General features: G+C 71.3%; 20 protein-coding genes. 11 read left to right on the forward strand and 9 right to left on the reverse strand.

Annotated elements, in window-relative coordinates:
* Window positions 1–105: 105 nt before the first annotated feature.
* Window positions 106–2,826: a PAS domain S-box protein gene (locus SLINC_RS11880; RefSeq protein WP_067430550.1), complete on the reverse strand. Its 2,721-nt coding sequence runs from the start codon at window positions 2,824–2,826 to the stop codon at window positions 106–108.
* A 276-nt stretch (window positions 2,827–3,102) separates the two neighbouring features.
* Window positions 3,103–4,497 carry an ABC transporter substrate-binding protein gene (locus SLINC_RS11885; protein ID WP_067430553.1) on the reverse strand — a complete coding sequence of 465 codons (1,395 nt, stop codon included), beginning with the start codon at window positions 4,495–4,497 and terminating at the stop codon, window positions 3,103–3,105.
* A 206-nt stretch (window positions 4,498–4,703) separates the two neighbouring features.
* On the opposite strand from SLINC_RS11885, the gene SLINC_RS11890 reads away from it, so the two are divergent.
* From SLINC_RS11890 to SLINC_RS11905, 4 genes are all read left to right on the forward strand, one after another.
* On the forward strand, window positions 4,704–5,078 hold the full coding sequence (locus SLINC_RS11890) for a response regulator (protein WP_067430556.1): 375 nt from the start codon (window positions 4,704–4,706) through the stop codon (window positions 5,076–5,078).
* Between the two features lie 209 nt (window positions 5,079–5,287).
* A complete protein-coding gene (locus tag SLINC_RS11895) occupies window positions 5,288–6,244 on the forward strand; it encodes a hypothetical protein (protein ID WP_067430559.1) in 957 nt (318 codons plus the stop codon).
* Window positions 6,245–6,372: 128 nt separating this feature from the next.
* Window positions 6,373–7,440, forward strand: a complete 1,068-nt coding sequence (locus SLINC_RS11900; RefSeq protein WP_067430562.1) for a LacI family DNA-binding transcriptional regulator — start codon at window positions 6,373–6,375, stop codon at window positions 7,438–7,440.
* The gene (locus SLINC_RS11905; protein ID WP_067430566.1) at window positions 7,437–8,348 is read left to right on the forward strand and encodes a carbohydrate kinase family protein; all 912 of its coding nucleotides are present in this window, start codon (window positions 7,437–7,439) and stop codon (window positions 8,346–8,348) included. The genes SLINC_RS11900 and SLINC_RS11905 overlap by 4 nt, the downstream gene beginning before the upstream one ends.
* Window positions 8,349–8,445: 97 nt before the next feature.
* On the opposite strand, the gene uvrA is transcribed toward SLINC_RS11905, so the two are convergent.
* Complete coding sequence (uvrA, locus tag SLINC_RS11910) at window positions 8,446–11,442, reverse strand: excinuclease ABC subunit UvrA (RefSeq protein WP_067430572.1); 2,997 nt, start codon at window positions 11,440–11,442, stop codon at window positions 8,446–8,448.
* A gap of 223 nt (window positions 11,443–11,665) precedes the next feature.
* Between uvrA and SLINC_RS11915 the strand changes: the two genes are divergently transcribed.
* The 5 genes from SLINC_RS11915 to SLINC_RS11935 all read left to right on the forward strand — a co-directional run bounded on the left by SLINC_RS11915 (window position 11,666) and on the right by SLINC_RS11935 (window position 15,867).
* On the forward strand, window positions 11,666–12,355 hold the full coding sequence (locus SLINC_RS11915) for a maleylpyruvate isomerase family mycothiol-dependent enzyme (protein ID WP_067430576.1): 690 nt from the start codon (window positions 11,666–11,668) through the stop codon (window positions 12,353–12,355).
* A 46-nt stretch (window positions 12,356–12,401) separates the two neighbouring features.
* Window positions 12,402–13,058, forward strand: a complete 657-nt coding sequence (locus tag SLINC_RS11920) for an MBL fold metallo-hydrolase (RefSeq protein ID WP_067430582.1) — start codon at window positions 12,402–12,404, stop codon at window positions 13,056–13,058.
* A 285-nt stretch (window positions 13,059–13,343) separates the two neighbouring features.
* Window positions 13,344–14,228, forward strand: coding sequence for an ABC transporter substrate-binding protein (locus SLINC_RS11925; protein WP_067430585.1), 885 nt, complete (start codon window positions 13,344–13,346; stop codon window positions 14,226–14,228).
* The gene (locus tag SLINC_RS11930) at window positions 14,225–15,118 is read left to right on the forward strand and encodes an amino acid ABC transporter permease (RefSeq protein ID WP_067430588.1); all 894 of its coding nucleotides are present in this window, start codon (window positions 14,225–14,227) and stop codon (window positions 15,116–15,118) included. Before SLINC_RS11925 ends, SLINC_RS11930 begins: the two co-directional genes overlap by 4 nt.
* Before the next feature lie 20 nt (window positions 15,119–15,138).
* Window positions 15,139–15,867: an amino acid ABC transporter ATP-binding protein gene (locus tag SLINC_RS11935; RefSeq protein WP_067445249.1), complete on the forward strand. Its 729-nt coding sequence runs from the start codon at window positions 15,139–15,141 to the stop codon at window positions 15,865–15,867.
* Between the two features lie 55 nt (window positions 15,868–15,922).
* On the opposite strand, the gene aroQ is transcribed toward SLINC_RS11935, so the two are convergent.
* A complete protein-coding gene (aroQ, locus tag SLINC_RS11940) occupies window positions 15,923–16,396 on the reverse strand; it encodes a type II 3-dehydroquinate dehydratase (RefSeq protein WP_067430591.1) in 474 nt (157 codons plus the stop codon).
* 102 nt (window positions 16,397–16,498) lie between these two features.
* Between aroQ and SLINC_RS11945 the strand changes: the two genes are divergently transcribed.
* Window positions 16,499–17,545 (forward strand): S66 family peptidase, encoded by a 1,047-nt coding sequence (locus SLINC_RS11945; protein WP_067430594.1) that lies wholly within the window; start codon window positions 16,499–16,501, stop codon window positions 17,543–17,545.
* Between the two features lie 93 nt (window positions 17,546–17,638).
* Window positions 17,639–18,913 (forward strand): MFS transporter, encoded by a 1,275-nt coding sequence (locus SLINC_RS11950; RefSeq protein ID WP_067430596.1) that lies wholly within the window; start codon window positions 17,639–17,641, stop codon window positions 18,911–18,913.
* Here SLINC_RS11950 and SLINC_RS11955 read toward each other — a convergent pair.
* From SLINC_RS11955 to SLINC_RS11975, 5 genes are all read right to left on the reverse strand, one after another.
* A complete protein-coding gene (locus SLINC_RS11955; RefSeq protein ID WP_067430598.1) occupies window positions 18,903–20,003 on the reverse strand; it encodes a calcium:cation antiporter in 1,101 nt (366 codons plus the stop codon). The genes SLINC_RS11950 and SLINC_RS11955 overlap by 11 nt on opposite strands.
* A 72-nt stretch (window positions 20,004–20,075) precedes the next feature.
* Window positions 20,076–20,390, reverse strand: a complete 315-nt coding sequence (locus SLINC_RS11960) for a hypothetical protein (protein ID WP_067430601.1) — start codon at window positions 20,388–20,390, stop codon at window positions 20,076–20,078.
* Window positions 20,391–20,516: 126 nt separating this feature from the next.
* Window positions 20,517–21,518 (reverse strand): TerC/Alx family metal homeostasis membrane protein, encoded by a 1,002-nt coding sequence (locus SLINC_RS11965; RefSeq protein ID WP_067430603.1) that lies wholly within the window; start codon window positions 21,516–21,518, stop codon window positions 20,517–20,519.
* 261 nt (window positions 21,519–21,779) lie between these two features.
* Window positions 21,780–23,885 carry a TerD family protein gene (locus SLINC_RS11970; RefSeq protein ID WP_067430606.1) on the reverse strand — a complete coding sequence of 702 codons (2,106 nt, stop codon included), beginning with the start codon at window positions 23,883–23,885 and terminating at the stop codon, window positions 21,780–21,782.
* Window positions 23,886–23,931: 46 nt separating this feature from the next.
* Window positions 23,932–24,510 carry a TerD family protein gene (locus SLINC_RS11975; protein WP_067430609.1) on the reverse strand — a complete coding sequence of 193 codons (579 nt, stop codon included), beginning with the start codon at window positions 24,508–24,510 and terminating at the stop codon, window positions 23,932–23,934.
* Window positions 24,511–24,683 lie beyond the last annotated feature (173 nt).

Here is a 24,683-nt window from a genome sequence, read left to right on the forward strand (position 1 = left end):
CGGACGGTTGCCTCTCCGTCCGCCGCGACCGCCCGAGGTGTGCGCCACGTCACCGCGTCCGGAACTCCCCCATCCGGACAACTCCCCGGCGTACGCCTCGGGCGGTCATCCGTCTGTTTCGGGACCGGTCAGCGGCAGTCGCACGTCCAGGGTCGTGCCGTCCCCCGGCGGGCTGCTGACGGCGAGCTTGCCGCCGATCGCCTCGACACGGTCGATCAGACCGATCAGCCCGGAGCCGCGGCCCGGCTCGGCGCCTCCGACGCCGTCGTCGCGGATCGTCAGCTCCAGGTGGCCGTCCCGGATCCCGGCCCGCACGCTCGCCTCGCGCGCGTGCGCGTGCTTGACGGCGTTGGTGAGGGACTCGGAGGTCACGTAGTAGGCGGCCACCTCCAGCTGTTCCGGCAACCGGGCGCCGGGCAGCCGCAGATCGAGCTCCACCGGGATCGCGGAGCGGCGGGCCAGGGAACGCAGGGCCGGGCCGAGGCCGCCCTTGGAGAGGATGGCCGGGTGGATGCCGCGGGCCACCTGGAGCAGGTCCTGGAAGGAGTCGTCGAGGCCCTGGGCGACATGGGCGAGCTGCTGGGCGAGCTCCGAGGAAGGGTCCGTCACCAGGGACTCGGCCAGCCGCAGGTCCAGCTGGAGCGCGACGAGCCGCTGCTGGACGCCGTCGTGCAGGTCGCGTTCGATGCGCCGCCGGGAGGCGTCGGCGGCGGCCACCACACGCGCGCGTGAGGCCGCCAGCTGCGCGCGGCTGTCCGCGTTGGCGATGGCGGTGGCGACGAGTTCGGTGAAGTCGGCCAGCCTCGCCTCGGTCCCGGCGGGCAGGGTCTTGAGCGGGGAGGCCGCGACGATGAAGCCCCAGATCCGGTCGTCGACGATGATCGGCGCGCCCACGGCATGGCCCACATGGGCCGCGCGCCGGGTCTGCGCCACCTCCTGGACCACCTTCAGTCCCGCTTCACGGCGCGCCTCGCGCGTGGCCCGCTCGACCTCCTCGGTGATCCCGTGCACGGTCCCGAGAACCGTACGACTGCCGTCGGGTTCGTGTCTGAGGACGGCGGCGGTGGTGTCCAGCAGACCGCCGACCTCCTCCGCCACCCTCGCGAACACGTCGGACGGCGGGGCGCCGTGGGCGACCAGGGTGGCGACCCGGCGCAGCGCGGCCTGCTCCCGGGCGGTGCGGCGGCTCTCGGTGACGTCCCGGGCGGCGGCGTAGATGAGGCCCTCCTCGGGGACCGGCCGCGCGCTCCACTGGAGCCAGCACTCGGTGCCGTCGGCGCGCAGATAGCGGTTCTCGAACTCGATCACGTCGACGCCGCTCTCCAGCCGCAGAAAGGTCTCGCGGGTGCTCTCCCGGTCCTCCTCGTGGACGAACTCCACGAACGGTCTGGCCAGGAGGGTGTCGGCCGGGTATCCCAGGGTGCGCCGGAAGGCCGGGTTGACCCGCTTGAAGTAGCCGTCGAGTCCGCTGATGCACAGCAGGTCCAGGGAGAGGTTGAAGATGCTCTCCAGTTCCTGTTCGGCCTTCCTGCGCCGCCCGTGCGCCGCCGAGAAGGACGCCATGGTGCCGTTCATGCCGCCCAGCAGCTGGGCCCAGGTGCCGGCGAAGGAGGCGACGTCGGCGCGGTGTTCGAGCCGGTTGTCGTCGATCGCCTTGTTCATGGCGCGGATCTCGCCGGCCAGCCGCTCGGTGGTCACCCGCAACGCGCGGAAGGTGTCGGCGACATCGCCGAGTTCGTCGCGCCCGGCGTAGTGGATGTCGTACGAGAGATCGCCGTCCGACAGGGCTCTGGCGCCCGCGGCGACCTCGCTGAGGGGGCGGGTGATCGACCGTCGCAGCGCCAGCGCGAGGACCGTGACGACGGCCAGGACGGCCAGGGAGGCGGCGAGGTCGCGTTCGGCATGTGTCTCGGCGGTGCGGCGGTCCCGGCCGGCGGTGTCGGCGAGGTCGCGCGCGGCCCGGTCCTGGATGCCGCGCAGGGCGTCGATGCGGGCCTCGGAGTCCGCCGTCCAGCGTTCGTACGAGGGCCAGCGGGCGGTGGCGGGTTCTGCGGTGGCGAGCATGTCGCGGATCTGGCGGACGGCCCGCCCCGGGGCCCGGAACTTCGTGGCGTACACATCGGCCCGCAGCCTGTCCGTGGTGTTCTGCTGGAACGTCCTGAGCTGGGCGTCCTCCAGCGCGGACCAGCGGCCCGCCCCGGTGGGCCGTTCGGCGGCGGGCGCGTCGAGCAGGACCGCCAGCTCCACCCGCTCCCGTTCGGCGGCCTCGACGGCCCGCAGGAGGGCCACATGGGCGTCGGCCGCGCGACCGGACGCTCTGGTGGGGCGCCCGGACTCCAGGGCGGCGACGGTGTCGAGCAGCGTGTCCTCGACGGTCCCGTACTTGTCCGCCACCACGCGCACGCCGAGCGAGCCGGTGCCCGTCTGGACGCGCAGTGCGTGCAGTCGACGGCCGACGGCGTCGAGCGTGCCGGCGACATCGGGCTCGGTCCAGGCGCCGGTCCGGTCGACGGCGCGCTCCAGCGCCCGGTGGGTGGCCCCTTCGGCGCCGGTCCGCTCCGCCAGGGCGGCCGGTCCGGGGCGCAGCAGGGCCTGTACGGCGGCGATCCGCTCCCGTGCGACGGCGTCGGAGACCTCGGTGGTCGCGAAGGACACCTCGGTCGCGGTGTGGAAGTCCCGCAGTGTCCGCGCCTCCTGCCACTGCTCCACGCCGCTGAAGGCGGTGAAGGCCAGCAGTCCGGTCACCGGCAGCAGCACGAGGAGCATCAGTTTCCGGCCGACCCGCAACCGGGTCAGGAGCGGGAGGCGTCCAGGTGAGGGGCGCATGGCCGGGCCCTCACCGCCCGGTGTCCGGGTGCGCGGGGATCGCGCCGCTGACGTCGGTCATGCGCACCACCTCGTCGGGCTCGGTGGGGAGGACGGAAAGCGCCGGACGGCGTGGCGGCGGGCTGCGGAGTCCTTGTCGGGCCGAAGCCAGGTGCCCCATTCGGGGTCGGCGTACCGCGCGTCGAGATCGACGGGCCGGTCGTGACCCGGCGTCCGCGGCTTCTCCAGGATGCCCGCGAAGCTCTGTGGCCGTCCACGGTGCCCGGGTGCCGCTTCTCATGGCCCGCTCCTCGGCGGATAGCCGTCGTGGGCCGCGAGGTCCTTGTCGATGGCCTCGACGGCCTCGTCGAGGGTGGCCCGCACCGGCGCCCTGTCGATCATGATCTTCCGGAAGGCCTCGGCGAAGGCGTCGGTGATGGCGGGGTAGGCGGGTGTCTGCGGCCGGGGGCGCGCCACGCCGTTTCGCAGTTGCTCGATGAACAGGTGCTCGGCACCGCCCCGCCGGTACTTCGAGGACAGCTTCACCGCGCTGTTCGTGGCCGGTACGGCGCCGTTGGCCGTCGTCATCCGGTGCACCTGCTCCGGCGTCAGCAGATAGTCGAGGAAGCGCCGGACGGCGTCCCCGTCGGCGTCGCCCACCGGGATGCCCCACTGCCAGGACCCCATGCCGGTCACGGTGCCCTCGCCGAAGTCGGGCAGGGGCACGATCGCCACGTCGTCGGGGAAGGCCTTGCTGTAGTCCGGGTACCACCAGTGGCCGGTCCAGGACATGACGCTGCGGCCGTCGAGGAAAGCCCGCTGGTCGCCCTTCCCGGGTTCGACCAGTCCTTCCCGGACCCAGTTCTGGAGGGTCGTCAGGGCCCCGACCGACTCGGGACCGTTGAGGAACCCGTCGGCCGTGCGGAACGTTCCCGGTTCGATGAGATCACCGCCCGCCGACCACAGGGCGGGCGCGAAGCCGTACGTGGCCCACTCCCCGCCGGGCCGCGTGTGGACGAGCCCGAGGTCGAGCGGTGTCGGGTGCCCCTTGTCGCGGAGGGTGCGCAGGATGCCGGTGAGTTCCTCGGCCGTCCAGGCGTCGTCGATGCCCCGGGGGACGCGGACACCGGCCGCCTTCAGGACCGACGGCCGGACGTACAGTCCCATCCCCGAGTCGAAAGTGCCGACGCCGTACAGCCGCCCCGCGTAGGTCCCCTGCCGGCGGATCGAGGGCAGCAGATCGTCGCGGAGGCTGTCGGACACGCAGGAGTCCATCGGCCTGAGCTCACCGGACCAGGCGTAGCTGTACAGCCGCGGCCCGTCGAAGTCGAGCAGGTCCGGCAGATCACCGCTGGCCGCGGCGGAGAGCACCAGTTCGTTGTACGGCCGCTGCTCGGGCAGGGTGACGAGCTCGACCCGTACCTGTTCCTGCGCCTTGTTGAAGTCCTCGACCTGGCGCCGCAGCGTGCTGTACTCGCCGCTCGGTCCCGCGTGGAACCACACCGTGATGTGCGCGGTGCCCTCGATCCTGCCGTCACAGGTCGTGTCCCCGCGCGCGGTGCGCTCGCCGTCGCCCTCGCTCCCGCCGTCACCACCGCCGCATCCGGCCAGCAGCAGTGCCGCTCCCAACGCTCCCGAGGCCAGGATCCGGGGGATCCGGCGCGGTCCGTTGTTCCTCTGCGACGCCTTCATCGCGTACCCCCACTCGACCGGACGTTCGCGGCCTCCCCAGGGCGGTCACCACGCTACCCCCGTGATGTTCCGCTGTGTCACGCAAGCGCGAAGTGGTCGGTTCCGCACAGGACGTGAGCACATACCAGATGACTGGAAGCGCCGGGCCCCGACATTTTCCGGCTAGCCGGAAAGCGCAATCACAGAATGGTCGGCACGCTGTCAGCATGTCCCTGCGCTGTCTCATCGTGGATGACAGCGCCCGGTTCCTGGAGGCCGCGCGCACGCTGCTGGAACGCGACGGGGTACCCGTCGTCGGCGTCGCCTCGTCGGGCGCGGAAGCCCTCTCCCGGGCCGCGGAGCTGGTCCCGGACGTCGTCCTGGTGGACCTCGACCTCGACGGCGAGAGCGGCCTGGACGTGGCGGCCGAACTGGCCCGCTGCGTCTCCTCGGTCATCATCCTGATCTCCACGCACTCCCTGGAGGACTTCCAGGAGCTCGTCGCCGCCAGCCCGGCCCGCGGGTTCGTGCACAAGTCCGCGCTGTCCGCACGGGCGATCAGAGGCGTGCTGGGCGAGAACGGGACGGGGAGCGCGCCCTGAGGCGACGGCCACGAAGTCGGCCAGGAGTGCGCCCCTGTTGGGCATCAGGTGTTGTCGGGACTAGGTCAACACGCTTCAATGCGGGGGAACTCGGGGCCCTGAACGACGGCGTACGGATGTGAAGACCCCCGGCGTCGGCACGGCCCCGCATGTCCGCGAACGGCCTGACCCACCGTTGTGCACCTTCACATTCACAGAAAGGCCCCTGCATGCCGCACGCCCCACAGCACGCGGACGTCGCCGACGGCGTCACCGCGGAACTGGACTCGGCCCTGCGTGGCGGCCCCTTCCACGTCGCCCTGCGGGCCGCGATCGCCGCCCGCGGCCTGCCGCTCCAGCGCGTCCAGCACCATCTGTCGCGCCACGGGGTCAAGGTCGGCGTCACGAGCCTGAGTTACTGGCAGCAGGGCGCCCGGCGACCGCAGCGTCCGGAGTCCCTGCGGGCCGTCCGGGCCCTGGAGGAGATCCTCCAGCTGCCGGAGGAGTCGCTGATCCGGCTGCTCGCCCGGGCCGACGAGAGCACGGGCGCACAGCGTCCCGCCGCCCGCTCCTACCGCTCCCTGGTGGCGGCCTCGGACGTCCTGGAACGCCTGCTGGCCGAACTGGAGTGCCCCTCCGACGGCGGACTGCACACCCTGGGACACCACGAACGCGTCCGCATCGGGGCGCGCCGCGAGCTGGCGGGGCGCGACTCGCACCACATCGTGCGGGCCCACCGGGACGGCGTCGACCGCTTCGTCGCCGTCCACCACGGCGATCCGGGGTGCGCGCCGGAGCGCATGATCGTCCACGCGCTGGACAACTGCCGTACCGGACGTGTGCGTTCGCACCACGACACCGGGGTCCTCGTGGCCGAGCTCCTCTTCGACACCCGGCTGCGGGCGGGCGACACGTTCCTCTTCCGCTACGGCGTCGAGGACGGCACGGGGGGTGTGTCGCGCGAGTACGTCCGGGGGTTCGGACCGGCCGGCGGGCAGTACGCGCTCCAGGTGCGGTTCGACGAGAACGCGCTGCCCGTGCGCTGCCACCGGTTCGCCCAGCACTCGGCGGCCGCGCCCCGCAGCGGGCGCCAGGAGCTGGCCCTCACCGGGCGGCACCACTCGGTACACCTGGTCGAGCCGCGGGTGCGGTCGGGGATCGTGGGGATCGCCTGGGACTGGGAGTAGGGGCGACGAGTTGGGAGCGGACGGGTAGAGGGCGACGGGGGCGGGGGCGGACGTAAACGTTTGCGCAAGCGTTTACGTCCGCCCCCGAATGCGATAGCTTCCCGGTGCCGTACCGGGAAGGGAGCCCCATGCCGACCATGGCCGACGTGGCACGCAGCGCCGGTGTGTCCGTGGCGACCGTCTCGCACGTACTGAACGACACCCGGCCGGTGCTCCCCCACACCCGCCAGGCCGTGCTGGACGCCATCGACGAACTCGGCTACACCCCCAACACGCTCGCCCGTTCCCTGGTGACCTCCCGCACCCGGTCGATCGGGCTCGCGGTGTCGGCGATCAGCAACCCGTACTTCACGGAGATCCTCCAGGGTGTGGAGGCGGCCGCCCTGGAGCACGGCTACAGCCTGCTCATCGCCGATCCGCACGACGATCCCGAGCACGAGCGCAAGGTCGTCCAGCTCCTGCACGAACGCCGGGTGGACGGCATGATCGTCGCGCCCTCCGCGGACCCCCGCGAGCTCGTCTCCTATCTGCGGCGCCACGACGTTCCGGCCGTGTTCCTGGACCGGGTGGTCGACTCCCCGGAGGGCGACGGGCCGCGTTTCGACCAGGTGTGCGCCGACAGCGCCGAACCGACGGCCGAGCTGGTCGGTCATCTCACCGGTCTCGGCCACCGGCGCATCGGCCTGGTCGCGGGCCGGCCGGGGCTGAGCACCACCCGGGAGCGGATCACCGGCTACCGGCACGGTCTCGCGGCCGCCGGTCTCTCGTACGACGAACGCCTGGTGGTGCACGGCGACTCCGAGTCGGAGGGGGGCCGGCGCGCCACCTCGGCCCTGCTGTCCCTGGTGGTGCCGCCGACCGCGCTGGTCACCGCCAACAACGCGATGACGCTCGGCGCCCTGCGCGCGCTGCGCGAGCACGGCCTGTCCGTTCCGGACGACATCGCGCTGTGCTGCTTCGACGACTTCGCCTGGGCGGACCTGTTCACTCCCCGGCTCACCGCGATCGCCCAGCCCAGCAAGGACATCGGGGCACAGGCGGTCCGGGTGCTCCTGGAGCGTCTGGCCGCTCCGGACCGGCCCGCCCGGACCGTACGGCTGGCCTGCGCCTTCGTCCACCGCGGCTCGTGCGGCTGCGCGGCCGACCCCGACCAGCCCAGGCAGTCCAGGCAGTCCAGGAAAGGAACCGACTCGTGATCGTCGTCGCCGGTGAGGCACTGATCGACCTCGTACCGCAGGGCGCCGGTGCCCTCGCGGATCTGAAGCCGGCGCTCGGCGGCGGCCCCTACAACACGGCCGTCGCCCTCGGCCGCCTCGGCTCCCCCACCGCCTTCTGCTCCCGCACCTCCCACGACGCCTTCGGCGAGGCCCTGCTCGACCGGCTGCGGGCGTCCGGTGTCGACGTCTCGGCCGTACAGCGCGGCACCGAGCCGACCACGCTCGCCGTCGCCACCATCGACGCCGACGGGTCGGCCGCCTACTCCTTCTACGTCGACGGCACCGCCGACCGGCTGTTCACGGCGCCCGCGGGGTTGCCCGAGGGCACCCGGGCGGTGTCCTTCGGCACCTGCTCGCTCGTCCTGGAGCCGGGTGCGAGCGCCTACGAGGAGCTGATGAGGACGGCGGCCGCGCAGGGGGTGTTCACCGCGCTCGACCCGAACATCCGAGCGGGCCTGATCCCCGACGCGGACGCCTATCGGGCGCGGTTCAAGAGCTGGCTGCCGTCGGTGTCGCTGCTCAAGCTCTCCGAGGAGGACGCGCTGTGGCTGGGCGGCACTCCGCGCGAGTGGCTGGCCGCGGGCCCCTCGGCCGTCGTGATCACGCAGGGCGGTGACGGACTGACTGCGTTCACCCGGGACGGTGCCGTGCACGCGGTGCCGGGCGAGAAGGTCGACGTCGTGGACACGATCGGCGCGGGCGACACCGTGAACGCGGCCCTGCTGCACGGTCTGTCCGCCCGGGACGCCCTGTCACCGGAGGCGCTCACCGGTCTGGGCGCCGAGGGCTGGACCCAGCTGCTGCGGTTCGCGGCGCGCGCGGCGGCGATCACCTGCTCGCGGGCGGGCGCGGAACCGCCGTACGCCTCCGAACTGGGTGAGCCGTAGACGACGGTGAACCGCGGAACGGGCGGTGCCGCGCGGGGAGTTCCCGTGGGGCACCGCCCGTTCCCGGTCGGTCCGGTTGCTGTCGCGGGTGCCGGACTCAGGCCTTGCGCGCCCGGGCCGTCTTCTTCGCGGGCGCGGCCTTCGTGGCCGTGGTCCGGGCCGTCGCCGTCTTCTTCGCCGGCGCCTTGGCCGCGACGGTCTTCCTGGCCGCCGCCTTGCGCGGGGCCTTCACCGAGGAGGCGTCGCTGATGCGGTCGGCGCCGAGGACCTCCCGCAGGAACTTGCCGGTGTGGCTGGCCGGAACCCCGGCGATCTCCTCCGGCGTGCCCTCCGCGACGACGAGGCCGCCGCCCGCGCCGCCCTCGGGGCCCATGTCGACAACCCAGTCGGCGGTCTTGATCACGTCGAGGTTGTGCTCGATGACGATGACCGTGTTGCCCTTGTCGACCAGGCCCGCCAGGACCGTCAGCAGCTTGCTGATGTCCTCGAAGTGCAGACCGGTGGTCGGCTCGTCCAGGACGTAGACCGTGCGTCCGGTGGAACGCTTCTGGAGTTCGCTGGCGAGCTTCACCCGCTGGGCCTCGCCGCCGGACAGGGTGGTGGCGGACTGACCGAGGCGGACGTAGCCGAGACCGACGTCCTTCAGGGTGGTGAGGTGCCGGGCGATGGCGGGGACGGCCTCGAAGAACGAAGTCGCCTCCTCGATCGGCATGTTCAGGACGTCGGCGATGGACTTGCCCTTGTAGTGGACCTCCAGGGTCTCCCGGTTGTAGCGGGCGCCGTGGCAGACCTCGCACGGGACGTAGACGTCCGGGAGGAAGTTCATCTCGATCTTGATGGTGCCGTCGCCGGCGCAGTTCTCGCAGCGGCCGCCCTTGACGTTGAAGGAGAAGCGGCCGGGCATGTAGCCGCGGACCTTCGCCTCGGTGGTCTCGGCGAACAGCTTGCGGACGTGGTCGAAGACGCCGGTGTACGTGGCCGGGTTGGAGCGCGGGGTGCGGCCGATGGGCGACTGGTCGACGTGGACGACCTTGTCGACGAGGTCGTCGCCGTCCACGCGCGTGTGCCGCCCCGGAACGCTCCGGGCGCCGTTGAGCTCGCGGGCCAGGTGGGTGTACAGGATGTCGTTGACCAGCGTCGACTTGCCGGAGCCGGAGACGCCCGTGACCGCGGTGAAGACTCCGAGCGGGAAGGAGACGTCGATGTCCTGGAGGTTGTTCTCACGGGCGCCGTGCACTGTGAGCTGCCGGGACGGGTCGTGCGGGCGGCGGATGTCGGGCACCGGGATGGACTTCTTCCCGGAGAGGTACTGCCCGGTCTGCGACTCGTCGTTGGCGAGCAGTTCCTTCAGGTGGCCGCTGTGCACGACCTTGCCGCCGTGCTCGCCCGCGCCGGGGCCGATGTCGACGATCCAGTCGGCGACCTTGATGGTGTCCTCGTCGTGCTCGACGACGATGAGCGTGTTGCCCATGTCGCGCAGCCGTACCAGCGTCTCGATCAGCCGGTGGTTGTCGCGCTGGTGCAGACCGATGGACGGCTCGTCGAGGACGTAGAGCACGCCGACGAGGCCGGAGCCGATCTGGGTGGCCAGGCGGATGCGCTGGGCCTCGCCGCCGGAAAGGGTGCCGGCCGCGCGGTTGAGCGAGAGGTAGTCGAGGCCGACGTCGACGAGGAACTTGAGCCGCTCGTTGACCTCCTTCAGCACCCGCTCGGCGATCTTCTTGTCGCGGGTGTTGAGCTTCAGCTCGCCCAGGAAGTCCGCGCAGTCGCTGATGGACATCGCGGAGACCTCGGCGATCGACTTCCCCATCACCGTGACCGCGAGGACGATCGGCTTGAGGCGGGTGCCCTCACAGGTGGGGCAGGGCACCTCGCGCATGTAGCCCTCGAAGCGCTCACGGCTGGCGTCGCTCTCGGACTCGCTGTGCCGGCGCTTGACGAAGGGGACGGCTCCTTCGAAGGGCGTCGTGTAGACCCGCTCGCGTCCGTACCGGTTCCGGTAGCGGACCTCGATCTGCGTCTTGTGGCCGTACAGCAGGGCCTTCTTGGCGCGCTGCGGCAGGCCCGCGAAGGGAATGTCGGTCCGGAAGCCCAGGGCGTCCGCGAGGGCGCCGATCAGCCGGCCGAAGTAGTCCTTGGTGTGTCCGTGCGACCAGGGGTGGATGGCTCCCTCGTCGAGGGACTTGTCCTCGTCCGGGACGATCAGCTCCGGGTCGACCTCCATGCGGGTGCCGATGCCGCTGCACTCGGGGCAGGCGCCGAAGGGCGAGTTGAAGGAGAAGGAGCGGGGCTCCAGCTCCTCGAAGGACAGGTCGTCGTAGGCGCAGTACAGGTGCTCGGAGTACAGCCGCTCGCGGTCGGGATCGTCCGCGGGGAGGTCGACGAAGTCGAGGACGACCATGCCGCCGGCGAGGCCGAGGGCGGTCTCCACGGAGTCGGTGAGCCGGCGCTTGGCGGACTCCTTCACCGTGAGGCGGTCGATGACCACCTCGATGGTGTGCTTCTCCTGCTTCTTCAGCGTGGGCGGCTCGGAGAGCTGGATGGTCTCGCCGTCCACACGCGCGCGGCTGTAACCCTTGGTCTGGAGGTCGGCGAAGAGGTCGACGAACTCGCCCTTGCGCTCGCGCACCAGCGGCGACAGCACCTGGAAGCGGCTCCCCTCCGGCAGCTCCAGGACCTTGTCGACGATGGCCTGCGGCGACTGGCGCGCGATCGGCCGGCCGCACTCGGGGCAGTGCGGCTTGCCGATGCGCGCGAAGAGCAGCCGGAGGTAGTCGTAGACCTCGGTGATGGTGCCGACCGTCGAGCGCGGGTTGCGCGAGGTCGACTTCTGGTCGATGGAGACCGCGGGCGACAGACCCTCGATGAAGTCGACGTCCGGCTTGTCCATCTGGCCGAGGAACTGGCGGGCGTACGAGGAGAGCGACTCCACGTAGCGCCGCTGGCCCTCGGCGAAGATGGTGTCGAAGGCCAGGGAGGACTTGCCCGAACCGGACAGGCCCGTGAAGACGATGAGCGAGTCGCGGGGCAGGTCGAGCGAGACGTTCTTCAGGTTGTGCTCGCGCGCGCCACGGACGATGAGACGGTCGGCCACGCCGGTCCGCACCTTTCTTGAGAGAAGTGACAGGGGCGAGGCCCCCGTGCTTTCTCAGACTAGGGGGAGCCACTGACAACGCCGGTCGGATTCCCGGAGGCATAACAATTCCCGGCCATCCAGCATGCCCGACGCCACCGTCGACCCTATGGCACGCACATTCGATTTACGGCACTGCTTCACCACCTTCACCCAAAGGTGTGGCGAGGCTAATGTCAGTACCATGATTGATCACGCGCATGACCTGGCGTCTGTACGTGACGCGACCGAGCGGCTGCTCACCGCAGTCGCCAAGCTGGACAACGCGTCGGTGGCCGAGGCGTCACGGCTCCCCGGGTGGACCCGCGGCCATGTCCTGGCCCACCTCGCCCGCAACGCGGACGCCCTCGTGAACGTCCTCGAAGGCCGCCCCATGTACACCTCCGGCGAGGCCCGGGACGCCGACATCGAGCGGGACGCCCCGCGCCCCCTCGACGTCCAGCTCGCCGACCTGCGCGACAGCGCCGCGCGCCTGGAGGAGACGGGCTCCGTGCCCGCGGACTGGTCGCGCACGGTGGAGCTGCGAGGCGGCGTCACCGACGCGGCGGCCCGGGTGCCGTTCCGGCGCTGGGTCGAGGTGGAGCTGCACCATGTGGACCTGGGGATCGGCTACAAGCTGGAGGACCTGCCGGCCGAGTTCACGGAGCGGGAGATCGCGTTCCTCGTGGAGCGGTTCACGGGGCATCCCGACGTGCCGCCCGCGCATCTGACGGACGGCACGCGCGCGTGGAGCACGGGCCGCCGGGAGCCGAGCGCGCCCGAGGTGACCGTGACCGGCCGGGCGTCCGACCTGCTGGGCTGGCTGTGCGGCCGCCGCGACGGCACCGGCCTGACCGTGGCCGGCGGCCCACTGCCGGCCCTTCCGCCGCTGTAGCACGCGCCCGGTTGTCGGGCCGCTCCCCCGCTATAGGCTGGCCGCCATGACGTACAGCGGACAGGTCACGGTGGGCGGCCCGGCGGACGTCCACGAGCTCAAGGACCTGATGATCACCAAGATCGCGGTCGGCCCGATGGACAACAACGCCTATCTGCTGCGCTGCCGGGCCACGGACGAGCAGCTGCTGATCGACGCGGCCAACGACGCGGACACCCTGATCGGCATGATCGGTGGCGACGGCATCGCATCCGTCGTCACCACGCACCAGCACGGCGACCACTGGCAGGCGCTCGCCGCGGTGGTCGCGGCCACGGGCGCGCGGACGTACGCCGGGCGGGCCGACGCCGAGGGCATCCCGGTCCCGACCGACGTCCTGGTCGACGACGGCGACACCATCCGCGTGGGCCGCGTGGAGCTCACCGCCCGCCACCTCGTCGGCCACACGCCGGGCTCGATCGCCCTCGTCTACGACGATCCGCACGGCCACCCCCATGTCTTCACCGGGGACTGCCTGTTCCCCGGCGGCGTCGGCAACACCCGCAAGGATCCGAAGGCGTTCGCCAGTCTGATCCACGACGTCGAGACGAAGATCTTCGACGCGCTCCCGGACGAGACCTGGGTCTACCCGGGCCACGGCGACGACACGTCGCTGGGCACCGAGCGACCGCACCTGCCGGAGTGGCACACGCGCGGGTGGTGAGCGCACGCACCCCGTGTGAACCGTTCGCACGCGCCGGTGTCACGCGCACGCTCCCGGCGCACATGGTTGCGCAGTCAACTGGTGGCAGCCCCGCACAGGATGACGGCTCCTGCGCGGCAACGGGCCGCCGGCCTCTCGATCCCCGCCCTCGGCCGGCGGCCCCGGCGAGGTCCCACGAGCCTCGTCAGGGACCTTGTTCACGGTGGCGCAACACAGGTTCCCACCATGCGGACAAATCCTGTTGTGACCTCGACAAACGGGACGGCGGGCTGTCAATCTCCCGCCATGCATCCTGCCCCGCGCGCGCTGCGCCGCGCCGTCGCCGCCACGACCATAGCCCTGCTCGCCACCGCCGTCGGCTGTGCCCCGCAGCCCGAGGAGAAGGCGTCCGACACGTCCTCGGGATCGGCCGCCGGCGCCTGCGCCAAGGGCAAGCTGGCGACCAGGACGTCCGGCAAGCTGACCATCGCCACCGACGAGCCCGCCTACGAGCCGTGGTTCAAGGACGACAAGCCCGCGAACGGCAAGGGCTTCGAGTCGGCGGTCGCGTACGCCGTCGCGCGGCAACTCGGCTACGACAAGAGCGCCGTCGTCTGGCAGAGCGTGCCCTTCAACAAGGCGTTCGCGCCCGGTGAGAAGACGTTCGACTTCGACATCAACCAGGTGTCGATCAGCGCCGAGCGCAAGAAGGCCGTGGACTTCTCCTCCGGCTACTACGACGTGCGCCAGGCCGTCATCGCGCTCAAGGGCACCCGGGCCGCGAAGGCGACAAGCGTCGCGGACCTGAAGGGCCTCAAGCTGGGCGCCCAGGTCGGTACGACGAGCCTCGACTACATCGACGACGTGGTGAAGCCGACGCGGGACGCCGCCGTCTACGCCAAGAACGACCAGGCCAAGTCGGCGCTGAAGAACGGCCAGGTGGACGCCGTCGTCGTCGATCTGCCGACCGCGTTCTACATCACCGCCGCCGAGGTGACGGACGCCAGGATCGTGGGCCAGTTCGAGAACCAGGGCGGTACGCCGGAGCAGTTCGGGCTCGTCCTCGACAAGGGCAGCGCGCTCACCTCGTGCGTGACGGACGCCGTGGACACGCTGCGCGAGAACGGCACCCTGGCGAAGCTGGAGCAGCAGTGGCTGTCCGACGCCGTCGACGCACCGGTGCTCAAGTGACGGTCGCCAAGGAGCGGTCCGGCGAGGACAGCACGGACGACGACGGATACGTCCCCTCGCAGCGACGGATCGACCGGGAGGCCTACAAGCGCGCCCGTTCCCGCCGCGCGACGGCACTCGCCGCGGTCTCGACGCTGGTCACGGGTGCCGTCCTGTACCTGATCGTCGTCAACGCGCCGGGCTGGCCGCGCACCAAGGAGACGTTCTTCAACGGGGAGTACGCGCGCGAGGCGCTCCCCAAGGTCCTCGAAGGGCTGTGGCTCAACGTCCGGCTGCTGCTGATCTGCGGTGCCGCCGTCCTCGTCCTCGGGATGCTCATCGCGATCGCCCGCACCCTGCGCGGTCCGGTGTTCTTCCCGCTGCGGGTGCTGGCCGCCGCCTACACGGACTTCTTCCGCGGACTGCCGCTGATCATCAACCTGATGATCGTCGTCCTGGGCGTGCCGGCGCTGCGCCTCCAGGGCGTGACCGTCGACCCCGTGCTGCTCGGCGGTACGGCGCTGACGCTGACGTACTCGGCGTATGTCGCCGAGGTGTTCCGGGCCGGCATCGAGTCCGTCCACCCCTCGCAGCGCGCCGCGGCCCGCTCGCTCGGTCTGACGAACCGGCAGGCCCTGCGGTTCGTGGTGCTGCCGCAGGCGGTGCGCCGTCAGGTGCCGCCCCTGCTGAACGACCTGGTGTCGCTCCAGAAGGACACCGGGCTGGTGTCGATCGGCGGCGCCGTCGACGCCGTACGGGCCGCGGACATCATCGTCGGCCGCAGCCTGAACTACACGCCGTACATCGTCGCGGGCCTGGTGTTCGTGGCGCTGACCATTCCGATGACCCGGTTCACGGACTGGGTGACGGCCCGCATGGACCGCCGGCGGGCCCAGGGAGGAGCGCTGTGAGCGACACGCCCGTGCTGCGCATGGAGTCCGTGCGCAAGACGTTCGGCGACACGGTCGTGCTGCGGGACGTCGACCTGGAGGTCGCCCCGCACACGGTGACCGCGCTGATCGGTGCCTCCGGCTCCGGCAAGTCCACCCTGCTGCGCTGTGCGAACCTCCTGGAGGACATCGACGACGGCGCGATCTGGCTGGACGACGAGGAGATCACCGACCCGCGCGCCGACCAGGACGCGGTACGGCGCCGGATCGGCGTGGTCTTCCAGGCGTACAACCTCTTCCCGCACATGACGGTGCTGGAGAACATCACCCTCGCCCCGCGCCGGGTGCACGGCGTGTCCCGCGCCGAGGCCGAGGAACGGGCCCGGGAGCTCCTGGAGCGGCTCGGGCTCGCCGGGAAGGCGGGCGAGTACCCGGACCGGCTGAGCGGCGGCCAGCAGCAGCGGGTCGCGATCGTGCGCGCCCTGGCGGTACGTCCCCGTCTGCTGCTGCTCGACGAGATCACCGCCGCACTCGACCCGGAGCTCGTGGGCGAGGTCCTCGCCGTCGTCCGCGATCTCAAGGACGACGGCATGACCATGGTGCTGGCGACGCACGAGATGGGGTTCGCGCGCGACGTCGCCGACCAGGTCTGTTTTCTGGACTCGGGTGTGGTGCTGGAGCGTGGCACCGCCGAACAGCTCTTCGGCGATCCGCAGCAGGAGCGCACGCGGCGTTTCCTGCGGCGGATCGTGGAGGCGGGGCGTCTGTAAGCGGGATGCCTGTGAGGGGGCGCCTGTAAGGGGCGCGGCTCCTTACAGGCGGTCCTTACACGTCGGCCTGGGCCGCGCCCACCAGCGTCGCGACCCGCTCGACTCCGAAGACGTATCCCTGCACGCCGCATCCCGCGATGACGCCGTCGGCGCGCAGGGAGACGTAGGAGTGGTGCCGGAACGACTCGCGCTTGTGGATGTTGGAGATGTGGACCTCCACCACCGGAAGCCCGTCACAGGTGTTGAGCGCATCCAGGATCGCGACCGATGTGTGCGAGTAAGCGCCGGGGTTGATGACGATCCCGCAGTGGTTCAGCCGCGCCTCGTGGATCCAGTCGACCAGCTCACCCTCGTGGTTGGACTGCCGGAAGTCCACCGTGCCGCCGTGCGCGGCCGCGGCCTTGGCGCACAGTGCCTCGACGTCGGTCAGCGTGTCCTTGCCGTAGATCTCCGGCTGCCGCTGACCGAGCAGGTTCAGGTTGGGGCCGTTGAGGATCATGATCGGGGCGTTGGCCAGGGTGCGGGGCACGGTTCCTCCGGTCCGTCGGGGCGGGGCGATCCGTCGGGGACCGCTGCTCGAACCCGGTTTATCACGGTGCGCGAACGCCGCGACGGCCCCTACCCTCGCGGAATGACAGCTCCCGCCTACCCTCCGAAGCCGTCGCCCGGCGACCGTATCGCCGTCATCTCGCCCGGCGCCGGGCTTCCCGGGCTCTTCCCGCGCCCCTACGAACTGGGCCTGGAGCGGCTGCGCGAGGAGTACGGCCTCGAACCGGTCGAGTATCCGGCGACCCGCAGGATGGGCTCGACGCCTCGGGAACGCGCCGACGACATCCACGCCGCCTTCGCCGACCCCGGCATCAAGGCGATCATGGCGTCCATCGGGGGCGACGACCAGATCACCGTGCTGCCGTTCCTCGACCGCGAGTTGATCAGGGCGAACCCGAAGCCCTTCTTCGGGATGAGCGACAACACCAACCTGCTGGCCTTCCTGCGCGCCACCGGGATCGTCGCCTACCACGGTGCGAGCGTGATGGTAGAGCTGGGACGGCCGGGCGCCATGCACCCGCAGACCGCCGACTCCCTGCGGGCGGCGCTGTTCACCTCGGGGCCGTACGAGTTGCGACCTGCCGAGCGGTGGCGGGACGTCGACCGCGACTGGGCGGACCCCGCCACCTTCGACGCGGAGCCCGAGACGCGCCCCGGCACCGGCTGGACCTGGCTCAACGCCGACCGCGTGGTCGAGGGCCGCAGCTGGGGCGGCTGCCTGGAGATCCTCGGATGGCTGCTGATGGCCGACCGCGAAGTCGCCCACGACCTGACCGAGTACGACGGCGGGGTGCTCCTGCTGGAGACCTCGGAGGACATGCCGAGTGCCAAGGAAGTCTTCTGGACGCTGCGGAACATGGGCGAACGCGGCCTGCTCCGGCGCTTCTCCGCCCTTCTGATGGGCCGCCCGAAGACCTGGTCCTTCGAACAGCCCAACAGCCCCGAGGCGGCCGCCCGTTACGCCGCCGACCAGCGCGAGGCCGTACTGAGCGCCATGCGTGTGTATGCCCCGAACACCATGATCGTCTTCGACGTGGACTTCGGACATACCGATCCGCAACTGGTGATCCCCTACGGCGGGATCGTGCGCGTCGACGGGCCCGCCCGGCGCATCACCGTCACCTACTGACCGGCGCTCCACCTCCGCGCGCCCCCGTAACCCGTGATCACCGTGGGTAGTTGACGCGGCATGCACGATGTACGCACCGTAAGGACGCCGTCCATGCTGCGGCTCGCGGCCGCCTCGCTCGCCGGGACGGCCATCGAGTTCTACGACTTCTTCGTCTACGGGACCGCCGCGGCGCTGGTCCTGGGGCCGCTGTTCTTCCCGACGTTCTCGCCGCTGGCCGGGACGCTGGCCGCCTTCGGCACGTTCGGGGTGGGCTTCGTGGCGCGGCCTCTGGGCTCGGTGCTGTTCGGGCACATCGGGGACCGGCACGGCCGCCGGCCGGTCCTGGTGGCCTCGCTGCTGCTGACGGGCGCGTCCACGGTCGCGGTCGGCTGTGTCCCGACGTACGACACGATCGGGGTGGCCGCTCCCGTGCTGCTCCTGGTGCTGCGCTTCCTCCAGGGACTGGGGCTCGGCGGGGAGTGGGGCGGCGCGGTGCTGCTGACCGCGGAGCACGCGCCCGCCGAACGGCGTGGCCTCTGGTCGAGCTTCCCGCAGGTGGGGCCCGCCGTGGGCTTCCTGCTCGCCAACGGGGTGACGCTGGCGCTCGCCGCGACGCTGTCCGAGGCGCAGTTCTCCCAGTGGGGCTGGCGGGTGCCGTTCTGGGCGGCCGGTGTGCTGGCCCTGGTGGGGCTGTGGCTGCGGTCCTCGCTCGCCGAGAGCCCCGGCTTCCTCGCCATCGACGACCACGCGCGCGTGCCGTTCGCGGAGGTGCTCCGCGACCACTGGCGGCTCGTCCTGCTGACCGCCGGGGCGCTCGCCGTCGGATACGCGATCTTCTACGCCGTGACGACCTGGTCCCTCTCCTACGGGACGGAACGGCTCGGGGTGAGCCGTACCGTCATGCTGACCTGCATCATGGCCGCGGTGCTGGTGAAGGGCGCGCTGACACCGGTGGCGGCCCTGCTGAGCGACCGCTACGGGCGGCGGCCGCTGTGTCTGGCCGGGTGCGCGGCCGCCGCCGTGTGGATGTTCCCGATGGTGGCGCTCCTGTCGACGGGGGAACCGCTGCTGATGTTCCTGGGCTTCCTGGGCGCGATGCTGGCCTTCATCACCATGTTCGCCGTGATCGCCGCCTATCTGCCGGAGCTGTACGAGCCCCGGGTCCGCTGCACGGGCGCCGCGGTCGGCTACAACCTCGGCGGGGTCCTGGGCGGCGCGCTCACCCCCATCGTGGCGACCGCGCTCGTCGAGCACAGCGGGCGGGTGCCGTGGGGCGTGGGCGCGTATCTGACAGGGATCGCGCTGCTCAGCCTCGGGTGTTTCGCGCTGTTGCCGGAGACCCGGCCGGTGCCGGCGAAAGTGGTGGCGGAGCCGGTCATGGATTGATCGCCAGCTCCAGGTAGGCCGCGAAGAGCACCAGGTGTACGCCTCCCTGGAGCGGTGTGGCCCGGCCCGGCACCACCGTCAGGGAGCTCACCACCACGGTCAGCGCCAGCAGCACCATGTGCGTGGCACCGAGGCCGAGGACGAGCGGCCCGGACAGCCAGATCGACGCCAGGGCGACCGCCGGGATGGTCAGGCCGATGCTGGCCATCGCGGAGCCGAGCGCGAGGTTGAGGCTGGTCTGCACCCGGTCGCGGCGGGCGTAGCGCAGGGCGGCGATGGTCTCGGGCAGCAGCACCAGCAGGGCGATGATCACGCCGACGACGGCGTGCGGCAGTCCGGCGGCCTCCACACCGGACTCGATGGTCGGCGACACCCCCTTGGCCAGGCCGACCACACCGACCAGGGCCAGGCCCAGCAGTCCGAGGCTGATCCGGGCGGTGCGGGCGGACGGGGCGTCGGCGTGGTCGTCGGCGGTGATCACCTCGCCCTGGCGGGTGATCGGGAGGAAGTAGTCGCGGTGCCGTACGGTCTGCGTCGCCACGAACAGGCCGTACAGGACCAGCGAGGAGACCGCGGCGAAGGTCAGCTGGACGCTGGAGAACTCGGGACCCGGCCTGCTCGTGGTGAACGTCGGCAGCACCAGGCTGAGCGTGGCCAGGGTGGCGACGGTCGCGAGGGCCGCGCCGGTGCCCTCGGGGTTGAAGACCGCCGTGCCGTGGCGCAGGGAGGCGACGAGGAGACTGATGCCGACGATGCCGTTGCAGGTGATCATCACCGCCGCGAAGACGGTGTCCCGGGCCAGGGTCGCGCCCTTGTCGCCGCCGTCCGCCATGAGGGTGACGATCAGGGCGACCTCGATGACGGTGACGGCCACGGCCAGGACGAGGGAGCCGAACGGTTCACCGACCCGGTGGGCGACCACCTCGGCATGGTGCACGGCCGCCAGGACGGCACCCGCGAGGACCACGGTGACCAGCGCGACCACCGCGCCGGGCAGGTCCCGGCCCCAGGTGAGGACCAGCATCACGACCGCGAGCAGGGGCACGGCGGAGGTCCACCGCGTCACGAGCGACCCGATCGGAGCGATCATGCTGCGATCGTCGCAGACGGGGTCGGGCCCCGCACTCCGGTCCTGAGACCGGTCGTGCGGGGCCCGTCAGGGTCATCGGAAGTCAGTCGTGTCAAGCGCGTCGCAGTCGGTGAAGGTCGGCGGCCGGGAACACAGAGCGGCCATCTGCTCGGCGAACTTGGTGGTCTCGGGATCGTCGCTGTTCGCCATCGCCTCCTCGTACGAGTCGAACTCGATGACGACGAGGTAGTGGTCGGGCCTGTTGCGGTCCTTCAGGACGAGGCGGCGGGTGGGGCCGCCCTCGCGGCCGGCGGACCGCTTCTCCGCGTCCTCGGAGAGCGCGCGCATCTCGTCGATGCGCTCGGTCTCGAAGTCGATGATCTGCACGAACTTCGTCGGTGCGTCCATGGTGCCTCCACCCGGCCGGGCGTCCCCGGGGTGGGAGCGCTCGGTTCCCAACGAAGCACCGGGAGCGGTGGTCGGCAATTCGCCGCGCACCGCTCCCGGGGATGGTTGTTGCTACGTCCGACGTGGTCAGGCCTCGATGCTGTCCTTCGGAGCGCCTTCGCTCTTCGTCTGCGCCGCCTCGGCCGCCGCCTGCTTCTTGGAGGCCCGCAGGCTGGTGATCGTGGTGACGATCAGGACCGAGCAGATCACTCCGAGGGAGACCGGGATGCTGATCTCCGGGACATGGACGCCGGACTCGTGCAGCGCGTGCAGGACCAGCTTGACGCCGATGAACCCGAGGATGATCGACAGGCCGTAGCTGAGGTGGACCAGCTTCCTCAGCAGTCCGCCGATGAGGAAGTACAGCTGGCGCAGACCCATCAGGGCGAACGCGTTGGCGGTGAACACGATGTACGGGTCCTGCGTCAGGCCGAAGATCGCGGGGATGGAGTCGAGCGCGAACAGGACGTCCGTGGTGCCGATCGCGAGCATCACGACCAGCATCGGGGTCATGATCCGCTTGCCGTTCTCCTCGATCCACAGCTTGGTGCCGTGGTAGCGGTCGGCCACCCCGAAGCGGCGCTCGGCGGCCTTGAGGAGCTTGTTCTCCTCGAACTCCTCGTCCTCCTCGCCGGCGCGGGCCTCCTGGATGAGCTTCCAGGCGGTCCAGATCAGGAAGGCGCCGAAGAGGTAGAAGACCCAGGCGAAGCTGGCGAGGATGGCGGCACCGGCGGCGATGAAGATCGCCCGCAGCACCAGGGCTATGAGGACACCGATCAGCAGCACGCGCTGCTGGTACTGGGACGGCACCGCGAACTTCGCCATGATCAGGACGAAGACGAAGAGGTTGTCCACGCTCAGCGACTTCTCGGTGATGAAGCCGGCGAAGAACTCACCTCCGGCCTGTCCGCCGCCGAAGATGAACAGACCGAGACCGAAGAGGCCGGCCAGGGCGATCCAGACGCCTGTCCAGATGCCCGCTTCCTTGATGGACACGTCGTGCGGCTTGCGACCGATGAAGAAGTCGACGGCGATCAGGGCGGCGAGGCCCACGATCGTGAGAACCCACAGGGTGGGGGAAACTTCCACTGCTGCCTCCGGCAGTACGTAACGGCAAGTAACCAGCGTCGTTGCGCTGCCGGAGGTCTCTTCCACCCAGGGTGGGCCGACGCCCCGGGATCATCAGGTCTGATCCGTATTGACGGGTACGCCGCATCGACAGGGAGTACTCCCCTCCGTACGAACAACGGTACCCCAATCACCAAGGAAAGGTAAAGTGATTGGTAAAGTAAATACCAAATAAGCAGGTGGGAGTGGCTTTACCCGCGCTTGACGAATGGGCCGGACGGGTCACCTGTTCCAGGATCGACGGGCCGCCACGACCTGGGCGAGCACCCGCTGGAGCACCTGGCTGCCGGGCGGCACGAGGGGCGGTTCGTACGTCCAGGCGTGCCCGACCCAGGGGTCGGCGAGGTGGTCGTCGGGCACCGGTGTGAGCCGCATCAGGGAGCGCCACAGCGGGTCCAGCAACGGACCGTAGGCGGAGGCCTCCTCGCGGTCCGCGACCATCATCAGGTGGACGCCGACGACGGGGCCCTCGTCCGCGAGGTAGCGCAGCTGAGTGACGGCACGGTCGTCGAAGCCGTGCGGGAAGTCGTTGACGATCAGCAACTGCTGGGCCGTGTCGAGATCGGGCGGCAGCGAGTCGGCCGCTCCGGCGCGCACCGCCATCTGTACGAGGTCGACGCGCTCCGTGAGCCGGCCCAGGATGTCCGTCACGCCCGCCGCTCCGAGCGCGGGAGGGCCCGCGAGGGCGCCGGTCTGCACCAGCGGGGCCAGTGTCTGTGCGCCCGACCCGGCGGGGTCGACGACATGCACGGTGAACTCGCCCGGCGGATGCACCGCCAGGAGCCGGGCCGCGTGCGCCACCGCGGTCTCCATCGCCAGGCGCCGCAGATCGTGGGTGTCGGTGTAGGAGCCGTCGACCGCCCCGCCCTGCCCGCTGTCGATCCACAGGCCGCGTTCCAGCGGGAGCCGGACCAGCATCGGTATGTGCAGCGAGGCGGCCTCGGGCAGCTGGAGGTCGCCGAGGCGCAGGGCCATGGGCATCTCCGTCGGCACCCGGTAGCCGTGCCACACGGGGGCGTCCCAGCGGGCGTAGGCCGGCGGGAGCGCGGGCTCCACGACCTCGGCCTCGGCGGTGAGCTGGACGAGGTCCCGGTCGAGGGCCTCCCTGGCCCGGTCGACGAGCTGCGCGTGCTTGGCGCGGGCCGCCTCGCGCGCAGCGTCGCCCTGTCCCCCGAGCCGGCTGCGCGGGTCGGACAGTACCTGGTCGAGTTCCTTCTCCATACGCGAGTCGGCGAAGTCGACGGCGCTTCGGTACGCGGCCGTGGTGCGGGCCAGGTCCTCGAACATGCCCCACACCTGGTTATAGAGCCGCTCGTCCATCGTCCAGCCGGTGGCGTCACCGGCGACCGGCCGCCCGGGCTGCCCGGACGGGCCGGGGGGCGCGGTCGGCGGGGGCGGAGGCGGGGCGGCGTGCTGCCGCCGCGGGTGGGTGTAGTCGACCGGTCCACTCGCGCCGGGGCCGGCGGGCCGGGTGCCGGAGGAGGGGTCCACGGGGCCCTGGGGCCCGGGCTGGGATGCCGCGGCGGAGGGGGTGACTGGCGCGTCGTAGGGGGAGGCGGGCTGCTGCGGTGCCGCGGCCGCCGGGGCGCCCTGGGGGCCGTAGGGCGAGGTGGGCCGGGGCGGTGTGTCGGGGGTTCCGGGGCCGTACGTCGGCCACGCGGGTGTGGGGCTCTGAGGCGTCGGGCCGCCCTGGTCGGGGCCGGATGCCGGGGTGGCCGTCTGTCGGGAGCGGTCGGCGTCGGCGCGGGGCGGTGGGGCGGAGATCGAGCGGGCCAGACCCTGGGCCACCGCTTCGTTGATGCCGCTCGCGAGCTGGTGCGCCTGGGGCAGGCCCTGGTCGGTCAGGAGTTCGGCGAGGCCGCCCGCGTAGCCCTGGCCGACGGCGCGCATCTTCCAGGCGCCCTGTCGGCGGTACAGCTCCAGCGCGACGACGGCCGTCTCGGCGTCCAGGCCGGTGATCGTGTAACTGGCGACCTCGGTGCCGTCGAGGCCGGTGACCGCGACGAACGGGGCGGCGACGGCCCCGAAGCGCGCGGCGCCCCCGGTGCCCGGGGCGGGCAGGGCGAGCAGCACGCCGATCCGGTGCGCGGCCTCGGGCATGGCGTCGAGATCGACGGCGAGGCGGTGCTCGGCCGCCGCCTGCCGGGAGACCTCGAGTCCGGGGAGGGTGGGCGCGCCCGGATGGGCGACCCACTCGACCCCGGGCACCCTGCCGTGCTCGTCGCCGATCGTGGCCCCGGCCACGACGGGCGTGCCGGCCGAGACCCGGATCTCCAGACGGGCTTGGGAGAGCGGGTGGTTCTGCCCCCGCACCAGCTCGGCCGTCATGCGCCTTCGTCCCCCGTGTCGATGTGTCGTGTGCTGCGCGGCCGCCCTACAGGTGCGGAAGGATCGCCGGCATCAGGTCCTGGAAGGTACGCCCGTTGGCCTGGGAGCCGAGGGCCGTCATCGTCCAGCCCGGGCCGGTGCGGTGCACCTTGGCCATGATCTGGGCCGTGTAGGAGCCGCCGCCCGCCAGCGTGTAGCGGGCGAGTTCCTGGCCGTTGGTCTCGTCGACCAGACGGCAGAACGCGTTCTGCACTTCCTGGAAGGTCTGGCCCGTGAAGGAGTTCACGGTGAAGACGATCTGGTCGATGTGGACCGGGATACGCGCGAGGTCGACGAGGATCGCCTCGTCGTCGCCGCCCTGGCCGACACCGCCGACGAGGTTGTCACCGGTGTGGCGCACCGAGCCGTCGTCGCTCACCAGGTGGCGGAAGAAGACCACGTCGACCGGCTGCTTGTCCGCGAACAGGACGGCCGAGGCGTCGAGGTCGATCTCCCGGGTGCGTGAGCCGAAGAGGCCGCGCCGGGGGGCGGCCTGCCAGCCGAGACCCATACGCACCGCGGTCAGACTGCCTCCGTCGCCCTTCTGGAGACTGATGGCCTGACCTTTGGTCATGTTGACGCTCACGCGGTGATCCCCTCTCACTGTCCCCTGTTGCCGCGGCGCCCGCGGTTGTCCAGAACCCTACGCAGGACCACTGACAGTGACGTACCCCCGTCCGTACTTTGTGTCGGTCTTGCAACACAGCGCGTGCCTGGTGGCCCGGTGCCGCGGACCGGGCCGTCAGCGCGGGGTCGGAC

The sequence above is a fragment of the Streptomyces lincolnensis genome (assembly GCF_001685355.1).
Classification (GTDB): domain Bacteria; phylum Actinomycetota; class Actinomycetes; order Streptomycetales; family Streptomycetaceae; genus Streptomyces; species Streptomyces lincolnensis.